The organism is Saccharopolyspora endophytica (assembly GCF_018070075.1).
Lineage (GTDB): Bacteria > Actinomycetota > Actinomycetes > Mycobacteriales > Pseudonocardiaceae > Saccharopolyspora > Saccharopolyspora endophytica.
The window spans coordinates 167,111-176,282 of the sequence record NZ_JAGPXE010000016.1; the positions used below are offsets into that span (position 1 = coordinate 167,111).

Sequence of the window (9,172 nt, forward strand, 5' to 3'; positions counted from 1 at the left end):
AACAGTTTCCGCCTGGTGCAGGGAGGCCGATGTGGCCCTGAAGACCCGAACCCGACGCGCCGTCGTCGCGTTGAGCGCGCTGGCCGTGGGAGCCGCCGCGCTGACCACCACCGGGAGTGCTCTGGAACCTCGGGCTCGGACCGCCGACGAGCTGCTCAGGGAGATGACCCTGGAGGAGAAGGTCGGGCAGCTGTTCGTCACCTACGCCTACGGCCGCACCGCGGACACGCCCGACCCGGTCAACCGGGAGGAGTTCGGCGTCGACACCCCGGCGCAGGTGGTGCAGAAGTACCACCTCGGCGGGATCATCCACTTCACCTGGTCCAACAGCCTCTACGAGCCGAAGCAGATCGCCGAGCTGTCCAACGGGCTGCAGACCGCCGCGACCAGTTCGGGCGCGCAGGTGCCGCTGCTGATCTCCACCGACCAGGAGCAGGGCCAGGTCACCCGGATCACCGAGCCCGTCACGCAGCTGCCCGGCAACATGGCGCTCGGCGCCGGCCGCAGCCCGCAGGACGCCGAGCGCGCGGCGGCCATCACCGGCCAGGAACTGCGCGCCATGGGCCTGAACATGAACTTCGCGCCCAGCGGTGACGTCAACGTCAACCCGGCCAACCCGGTGATCGGCGTCCGCTCGTTCTCCTCCGACCCGACGCTGGCCGCGCAGTTCACCGCGGCCCAGGTGCGCGGTTACGAAGACGCCCAGGCCGCCGGTGAAGGCGTGTCGGCCTCGGTCAAGCACTTCCCGGGGCACGGCGACACCAACACCGACAGCCACACCGCGCTGCCGGTCATCGAGCACGACCGGCAGCAGTGGGAGCAGCTGGACGCGCCGCCGTTCAAGGAAGCGATCGCGGCCAACACCGACTCGGTGATGAGCGCGCACATCGTGGTCCCCAAGCTCGACGACTCCGGGCAGCCGGCCACGCTGGCCCCGAAGGTGCTCACCGGCATGCTGCGCCAGGAGCTCGGCTACCAGGGCGTGGTGTTCACCGACTCGCTGCAGATGGAGGGCGTCCGCCAGCAGCACCCGGATTCCGAGATCCCGGTGCTCGCGCTGCAGGCGGGCGCCGACGTGATGCTGATGCCGCAGAACCTGCAGGTCGCCATCGACGGCGTGATCGCGGCCGTCCACGACGGGCGGCTCACCGAGCAGCGCATCGACGAGAGCGTCTCGCGGGTCCTCAAGCTCAAGGAAGGCCGGGGGGTGCTGGCCAACCCGTTCGTCGACGTGTCCGAGGTGGACTCGATCGTCGGCAACCAGCAGCACCTCGCCGACGCCCAGCGGATCACCGACCGCAGCACGACGCTGCTGCGCAACGACGCCGCGCTGCCGCTGAAGTCGCCCGGCAAGGTCTTCGTGACCGGCGCGAGCGAGAAGGGCACCCAGGCGCTGTCCGACTCGGTGCGGGCGCGCGGACCGCAGAGCTCCGCGCTGGCCACCGGCACCAAGCCGACGCAGGAGCAGATCGGCCAGGCCGTCGAGCAGGCCAAGGCCCACGACGTCGCGGTGGTGCTCACCAGCGCCGCTTGGAACCCCGACAACGCCGGGCAGCTGGACCTCGTGCGCGCGCTGCAGGCGACCGGCAAGCCGGTCGTGGCGGTGGCCGTGCGCGACCCGTACGACGCCGCGCACGTCGACGTGCCCGCCTGGATCGCCAGCTACTCCGACAAGCCGGTCGCCATGGAATCGGTCGCCAAGGTCCTCTTCGGCGAGACCACGCCCGCGGGCAAGTTGCCGGTCCCGGTGCCCGAGCCTGGTAAGCCTGGAACCGACAGGTATCCCTTCGGCTTCGGTTTGGCCTGGTGAACAGCATGAGCGGTATCGGCAGGCGGCGTTTCCTCACCGCCTCGGCCCTGGCGGTCCCGGCCGTCGGCGTGGCGTCCAGTTCGGCCTGCGCGGCCAAGCCGGCGCAGGTCGCGCCCGGTGCGGTGCGCACCGGCGCGGACGTGCTGGCGAGCAGGGACTTCTCGGACCTCGCCGGGCGCCGCCTCGGCATCGTCACCAACCCGACGGGCGTGCTGTCCTCGCTGGATCACCTGGTGGACGTGATGCACGCGGGCGGCAAGGTCGACATCGCGGCGGTGTTCGGGCCCGAGCACGGGTTCCGCGGCACGTCGCAGGCCGGCGGGTCCGAGGGCGACTACCGCGATCCGCGCACCGGGTTGCCGGTCTACGACGCCTACGGCGCCGACGCGGCCAAGCTCGCCGAGCTGTTCCGCAAGGCCGGTGTCGAGCAGGTCGTCTTCGACATCGCCGACGTCGGCGCCCGCTTCTACACCTACATCTGGACGATGTACACGGCGATGCAGGCCGCGCAGCAGCTCGGTCTGGGATTCACCGTGCTGGACCGGCCGAACCCGGTCGGCCCGCTGGTCGCCGGACCGCAGCTGGACCCGCGGTTCGCCTCCGGCGTCGGTGAGCTGCCGATCGTGCAGCAGCACGGCATGACCGTCGGCGAGCTGGCGAGGCTGTTCGACCGCGTCCACCTGCCCTCGCCGCTGCCGCAGCTCACCGTGATCCGCGTGGAGGGTTGGCAGGGACGCACCGCCGACACCGGCCTGCCGTGGGTGCCGCCGAGCCCCAACATGCCCACCCCGGACACCGCGGCGGTGTACCCGGGAACCGGGTTGTTCGAGGGCACGACGTGGTCCGAGGGGCGCGGCACGACGCGTCCGTTCGAGATCATCGGTGCGCCGGGCGTCGACTGGAAGTGGGCCGAGGAGCTCAACGGGCTGGGCATCGAGGGCGTGCGGTTCCGCGAGACCTACTTCGTCCCGACGTTCTCCAAGCACGCCGAGCAGCCCTGCGGTGGCGTGCAGCTGCACCGCACGGGTGATCTCGACCCGATCCACCTCACCGTTGCGATGTTGGTCACAGCCCGACGGCTCTATCCCCAGCTCTTCTCCTGGCGAGAGGATGGGATGGTCGACAAGTTGTCCGGCTCGGACCGGCTGCGCGGCATGGTGGACGCGGGCGCCGGCGTTGGCGAGATCACCGATTCCTGGCGGCAGGACGTCGTCGACTTCCGCCGGCATCGCGATCCCTACCTGCTCTACCGCTGAGGGGGCTTTCGATGGGCAAGACCGTGCTGGCCGCCGTGGCGCTGCTGTCGCTGACCGCGCTGGGCGGCTCCGCCGTGGCCGCGCAGGGACGAGCGGCAGGGCACTTCGACCGTCCCCAGGACGGCTTCGCGCCCGCCGAAACGCTGCTGCAGGACGGCACGCCCTCGGGCATCGGACTCGACCCGGAGCCGATCGACGACGCGTGGCGGCAGCTCGCGGCGTGGACCGAGAAGACGCCCGACCTCGAACACCCGATGTACGCCGGTGCCGTGGGCCTGCTCGCGCACGACGGCGTGGTCGTCAGCCGCACCGCCGCCGGCGAGCAGCTGCGCTACGCCGACGGCAAGGGCACCGAGCTCCCCGCGCAGGACCAGGAACCGATGCGCGCCGACACGATCTTCGACGTCGCCTCGATCAGCAAGCTGTTCACCTCGATCACCGCGCTGCAGCTCGTGGACGACGGGAAGATCTCGCTGGACGATCCGGTCGCCGAGCACCTGCCGGAGTTCGCGGTCAACGGCAAGCAGGGCATCACCGTCGAGCAGCTGCTCACCCACACCTCCGGGCTGCAGGCCGAGGTGCAGCTGTGGAAGCTGCCGCCGGAGCAGCGCATCCCGTCGGTCATGGCGCTGACCCCCGAGCACCCGCCGGGCACGAACTACGAGTACTCCGACCCGAACATGATCACCCTCGGCGTGCTGGTCGAGCGGGTCACCGGGCACCCGCTGGACCAGGTCGTCCAGGAGTGGATCACCAAGCCGCTGGGCATGCCCGACACCGGCTACAACCCGCCGGCGTCGAAGCTGCACCGCATCGCGGCCACCGAGTTCCAGACCGACCCGCCGCGAGGCATGGTGCGCGGCCAGGTGCACGACGAGAACGCCTGGTCGCTGGGTGGCGTGGCCGGTCAGGCCGGTGTTTTCTCGACCGCCGACGACCTCGCGAAGCTCGGGCAGGCGCTGCTCAACGGCGGGACCTACGGCGGCACCCGGATCCTCTCCGAGCGCACCGTCGAGAAGATGCTGACCGACTTCAACACCGAGTTCCCCGGCAACTCGCACGGTCTCGGGTTCGAGCTCGACCAGCGCTGGTACATGGCCGGGCTCAGCGCCCGGCGCACCGCCGGGCACACCGGCTACACCGGGACGTCGCTGGTCATCGACCCGGCGTCGCGGTCGGTGGCGGTGCTGCTGACCAACCGCGTGCACCCGTCGCGCGAGTGGGGCTCCAACAACCGCGCCCGCCAGACCCTGGCCCAGAGCATGGCCCGCGCGCTGGCGGTCTTCCCCCGCCACGGCCGCGAGTCGTTCCACGCGCCCGGGACCGCGACGCTGACCAGCGCGCCGCTGGGCCCGGCGGACGGGCCGCTGGAGGTGTCCTTCGACGCCTTCGTCGACACCCAGCAGGACGCCGACGGCACCGACGCGCTCACCGTCGAGTCCAGCTCGGACGGGGTGAACTGGCGGCCGGTGCCGCTGACCGCGTCCGGTCCCGGAGCCCCGGAAGGTCCGCAGCCCGGGCTGGCGGGGTCGGGGCACCGCGCCTGGTGGAAGGTCAACGGCGAGGTTCCCGCCGACCCGGGCAAGAAGGTCCAGCTGCGCTGGCGCTACGACGTCGACGCGCAGTACGAGGGCCGCGGGGTCAACGTCGACGGCCTCAAGGCCACCGACGGCGACCGCACCCTGCTGGACTCCGAGCGCGACTCCACCGAGCTGCACCTCGACGGCTGGACCTCCACCCCGCGCTGACCCCGCGGCCTCCGAACTCGTCCGTCGCGAGCACGTTCACGCCTCGCCGGCGATCATCGAGGTGCCCACCGCACCCGGGATCCGCGACGCCCGCGAGGCGGGTTCCGGTCAGATGACGTGATCGCGCGGCACGCACCCGCCGAGCAGGTGTACAAGTCGATCTCGGGGACCGGGTACTTAGCCCTCATCGAACCGCGCGGCGGCGATGCAACCTGGACCAGTGCGCGAACCGTCTACCCGACGGATACTCAAGATATGCATTGACCTGCACAAGAAACGGTTAGTAAGTTTCCCACATGGCCATTACGGAAATCTCCGCTGAATCGAGCGAGGGCAGCCCCCTCGTCAAGATTCGCTCGCTGTTGCCCGGACTCGCGCGGGCCGAGCAGCGCGTGGCCAACATCGTGCTCGCCGATCCCGCCTCGATCTCGCGCCGCAGCATCACCGAAGTCGCCGAGGCGGCGGGCACCAGTGAAACGACCGTCACCCGCTTCTGCAAGGCGATCGGCGTCGGCGGATACCCGGACCTGCGGATCGCCCTGGCCGCCGACACGGCGCGCACCTCGACCCGCGATCGGGAGCTGGGCGGCGACATCGGCCCGGACGACGGCATCGGCGACATCATCTCCAAGGTCGGCTACGCCGACGCCAAGGCCGTCGAGGAGACCGCGGGCCAGCTCGACGCCGCATCGCTGAACGCGCTGGTCGACGCGGTCGCCACCGCGCGTCGCATCGACGTCTACGGCGTCGGCGCCAGCGCCTTCGTAGCCCTCGACCTCCAGCAGAAGCTGCACCGCATCGGACTGGTCAGCTTCGCCTGGTCGGACACGCACAACGCGCTGACCTCGGCCGCCGTGCTCGAACCCGGCGACGTCGCGATCGGCATCTCGCACACCGGCGCGACCACCGAGACCGTCGAAGCGCTGCGCGAGGCCAAGCGGCACGGCGCCACGACCGGAGCGATCACCAACTTCGCGCGCTCCCCGATCACCGAGGTCACCGATCACGTGCTGACCACGGCGGTGCGCGAGACGACCTACCGGTCCGGCGCGATGGCCAGCCGGATCGGACAGCTGACCGTGATCGACTGCTTGTTCATCGGTGTCGCCCAGCGGCACCTGGAGCAGACCAAAACGGCGCTGGAAGCGACGCGCGAGGCCGTCTCCGGACATCGCCTCGGCAGTCGCCCCGATCGGCGCCGGCACAAAGAGGCGTGATGCATCGCGCCGCGGCCGGCCTCGAACAATCGAACAGGAGGCATGAATGAGCCGGGATCACGCGATTCGCGTCGCATCGCCGACCGAGCAGACCAACCCCCGCACCCGCGACATCGACCTGCTGCCCACGCTGGACGTCCTGCAGCTGTTCAACAGCGAGGACCGCACGGTGCCGGAGGCCGTCGGTCGCGTGCTGCCGGAGCTGGCGGAGGCAGTCGACCTCGCGGTGGCGGCGCTGCGGTCCGGTGGCCGGGTGCACTACGTGGGCGCGGGAACGTCGGGGCGGCTGGCCGTGCTCGACGCCGCCGAGCTGATCCCGACCTTCAACGCTCCCCCGGACTGGTTCATCGCGCACCAGGCCGGCGGCCCGGAGGCCTACCAGCAGGCGGTGGAGAACGCCGAGGACGACGAGGACGCGGGTGCCCGCGAGATCCGCGCGCAGGGCTCCGACAAGGACTTCGTGTTCGGCCTGGCCGCCTCCGGCCGCACCCCGTACGTGATCTCGGCGCTGGTCGCCGCGAAGGAGATCGGCGCCAGCACCGCGCTGCTGACCTCGAACCCGAACCCCGGCGAGGTCCCGGCCGACGTGGTCATCGCCGCCGACACCGGCCCGGAGCCGATCAGCGGCTCGACCCGGATGAAGGCGGGAACGGCGCAGAAGCTGGTGCTCACCTCGTTCTCGACCGCGGTGATGATCAAGCTGGGCCGGGTCTACTCGAACTTCATGGTCAGCATGCTCGCGACCAACGCCAAGCTGCGCGGACGCACGATCAACATCCTGCAGGAGTCGACCGGCGAGTCCGAGCAGACGTGCGCCGACGCGCTCACCGCGGCGGGCGGCGACCTCAAGACGGCCCTGGTCCACCTGCTCTCCGGCGCCGACGTCGAACGCTCGGCAGCGGCGCTGGCCGTGGCCGACGGCCAGGTCCGAGACGCCCTCCGGAGCCTGGAGGGCTGAGACGCCCGCTGGCGGCGAGGTCTCAGGCCTCGCCGCCCGTCAGGCCATCGACTTGGCGACGACTCCGAACGCCTCGGTCATCAGGTCCCAGAAGCGGCCCTGGTCCAACCTGGTCGGGACCAGGGCGTTCCTGGACTCCGCCGAGGCATTGAAGTCGGTGACGGTCATCCCCGAGGTGAACCGGCCCTGCGTCTCGACGTCGACCCGCGCGGGCACGGCGTCCATCAGGGTCGGGTCGATCAGGTAGGCGATCGCGCAGGCGTCGTGGATCGCCGGGCCGAGCTCCCGGTAGTCGGGGGACTGACCGTAGAAGTCCAGGCACGGCGTGAGCAGCTCGGATTCGAGCCGCCCCAGGCCGGCGAAGCGGGTGCGGACCTCGGTGTTCGCGCGGGCCTGGTGGGTCAGGTCGAGCCCGATCATGACCGTCGTCCAGCCCGCTTCGAAGGCCACGGCGGCGGCTTCGGGGTCGGCCATGATGTTGAACTCGGCCGCCGGAGTCCGGTTGCCGCGCGTGTAGGCGCCGCCCATGATCACGAACTCGGCCGCCCACTCGACGATCCGCGGCTCCTTGCGGACGGCCAGCGCGATGTTGGTCAGCGGACCCGTCGCGACCAGGCTGATCTCGCCCGGAGCCGCGGCCAGCGTCTCGATGATCAGGTCCACCGCGTGGCGCGGGTCCAGCTCGGTCGCGGTCTCCGGCAGCACGACCTCGCCGAGCCCCATCACGCCGTGCACGTCCCCGGCGTTGATGCCCTCGCGCACGAGCGGCCGCCCGGCGCCGCGCGCGACCGGCGCGGTCATGCCGTAGTAGTCGCGCAGCCGGAGCGAGTTCTCGGTGGTGAACTCCAGCGGCACGTTCCCGCCGACGGCGGTGATGCCCACGACGTCCAGCCGCGGATCGCCGTGCGCGAGCGCCAGGGCCAGCGCGTCGTCGATGCCGGGGTCGCAGTCGATCAGGACCTTCTTCACCGTCAGCCCTCCTGAACGGCGTCGGCGATGGAAGCGGCCTCGCGGGCACCCGCCTCCAGCGCGGAGCAGCAGTGGACGATCCAGGCCGCGACCGCGTCGGGGTCACCGGTGGCGAAGCCCAGCGCGCGCTCGGTGTAGTCCTCCTGCCTGCGGAAGTAGGCGACCTCGGGGACGACGAGCCCCTTCGGGTCCAGGCCGCTGCCGATGACGGCGAGCCGGGCGGCGGCGCGGGCGATGACACCGTCGGCGTGGCCGAACGGTGTCAGCGCGAGCAGTTCTCCGTGCACCACCGCGGCCAGCACCGGCCCGGCACCGTGCGCCTTGGGCTCGGTGATGATCTCGCTGAGCAGGTCGAGCCGTTCGGAGATCACCGGGTCGGCGTGCGGCCGGCCGAGCTGGTCCGGGTCGTCGACGAGGTCGCTCGCGGCGAGCACGTGCATCCGGGCCAGGGCCTGCCGGGGCGCGCGCTGCCAGGTGGGCAGCAGCGTGCCCATGGCCTCGGCGACGCGCAGCGATCCGGCCAGCAGCGGGTCGCTGACCTCTCCGGACTCGGGGATCTCGGTGGCTCCGCCCGCGACCGCGGCCGAGGCGCGGGCCGCGCGCACGGAGGCTTCGGCGGCGGTGGCGGGCCAACCGCGCCGGTTGGCCGGATGCCGGTGCACCTCGTCGATGGCGGCACGTGCGGCGGCCACCGCGTCTGTGACCCCGTCGAGCTCCAGCAGTGGTGCCAGCGATGGCTTGTCGTTCACGACTCCAGACGCTACCGGCCGGTACCGGAAACCCCGGCGAGCGGCCCGCGTGCGAGTTGTGCCACAGTTGCAGCCACGTTGCACGTGTTCGACTCCGCGTTACCGCAGGACAACGCACCGGAAGCATTGCGGAGCCGGAGGGTGACGGTATGAATCCGGTCCGTTGCGACCGAATGGTCTGAACCAATCAAGCGAAACCTCTGTTGCAGTGAACCAGATCGCACTACGGTTCCCCTATCACTGCATTCACATCTCCAGGGAGGTTCTGGGCAATGAGTCAGCCCGACGGGCAGAGCAACACGCTCGACAACCTGCTGACGGAAAGCAGGACGTTCCCGCCGTCCGAGGATTTCGCGGCGCAGGCCAACGCCACGTCGGCGCTCTACGGCCAGGCCGATGCGGACCGCGAGGCGTTCTGGGCCGAGCAGGCATCGCGGTTGCAGTGGGACACCGAGTGGGACCAGG

8 protein-coding genes are annotated in these 9,172 nt (G+C 71.0%); 6 read left to right on the forward strand and 2 right to left on the reverse strand.

All coding sequences use genetic code 11. The features are described from left to right. The first annotated feature begins 37 nt into the window (after positions 1-37). The 5 genes from KBO27_RS29450 (at position 38) to KBO27_RS29470 (ending at position 6,989) form a co-directional block, all read left to right on the forward strand. Positions 38-1,810: a glycoside hydrolase family 3 protein gene (locus KBO27_RS29450; RefSeq protein WP_210973127.1), complete on the forward strand. Its 1,773-nt coding sequence runs from the start codon at positions 38-40 to the stop codon at positions 1,808-1,810. Positions 1,811-1,815: 5 nt separating this feature from the next. Next, complete coding sequence (locus tag KBO27_RS29455) at positions 1,816-3,066, forward strand: exo-beta-N-acetylmuramidase NamZ family protein (protein WP_210973128.1); 1,251 nt, start codon at positions 1,816-1,818, stop codon at positions 3,064-3,066. Between the two features lie 11 nt (positions 3,067-3,077). Next, entirely contained in the window at positions 3,078-4,814 is a 1,737-nt protein-coding gene (locus KBO27_RS29460) for a serine hydrolase domain-containing protein (protein WP_210973102.1), read from the forward strand. Between the two features lie 296 nt (positions 4,815-5,110). Then, positions 5,111-6,031, forward strand: coding sequence for a MurR/RpiR family transcriptional regulator (locus tag KBO27_RS29465; RefSeq protein ID WP_132684087.1), 921 nt, complete (start codon positions 5,111-5,113; stop codon positions 6,029-6,031). A 46-nt stretch (positions 6,032-6,077) separates the two neighbouring features. After that, on the forward strand, positions 6,078-6,989 hold the full coding sequence (locus tag KBO27_RS29470; RefSeq protein ID WP_210973103.1) for an N-acetylmuramic acid 6-phosphate etherase: 912 nt from the start codon (positions 6,078-6,080) through the stop codon (positions 6,987-6,989). Between the two features lie 39 nt (positions 6,990-7,028). On the opposite strand, the gene KBO27_RS29475 is transcribed toward KBO27_RS29470, so the two are convergent. Together KBO27_RS29475 and KBO27_RS29480 are read right to left on the reverse strand one after the other, a co-directional pair. After that, on the reverse strand, positions 7,029-7,958 hold the full coding sequence (locus KBO27_RS29475; protein WP_210973104.1) for a nucleoside hydrolase: 930 nt from the start codon (positions 7,956-7,958) through the stop codon (positions 7,029-7,031). Between the two features lie 2 nt (positions 7,959-7,960). Continuing rightward, entirely contained in the window at positions 7,961-8,707 is a 747-nt protein-coding gene (locus KBO27_RS29480; protein WP_210973105.1) for a Fic family protein, read from the reverse strand. Positions 8,708-8,979: 272 nt separating this feature from the next. On the opposite strand from KBO27_RS29480, the gene KBO27_RS29485 reads away from it, so the two are divergent. Then, positions 8,980-9,172 (forward strand): acetyl-coenzyme A synthetase N-terminal domain-containing protein (locus KBO27_RS29485; RefSeq protein ID WP_132679236.1); only part of this gene is annotated, 193 nt, incomplete at its 3' end.

Bases quoted from the DNA above. Each gene is read 5' to 3' on its own strand.
- KBO27_RS29455 (WP_210973128.1), top strand. From the start codon at position 1,816: ATGAGCGGTATCGGCAGGCGGCGTTTCCTCACCGCCTCGGCCCTGGCG.
- KBO27_RS29460 (WP_210973102.1), top strand. From the start codon at position 3,078: ATGGGCAAGACCGTGCTGGCCGCCGTGGCGCTGCTGTCGCTGACCGCG.
- KBO27_RS29465 (WP_132684087.1), top strand. From the start codon at position 5,111: ATGGCCATTACGGAAATCTCCGCTGAATCGAGCGAGGGCAGCCCCCTC.
- KBO27_RS29470 (WP_210973103.1), top strand. From the start codon at position 6,078: ATGAGCCGGGATCACGCGATTCGCGTCGCATCGCCGACCGAGCAGACC.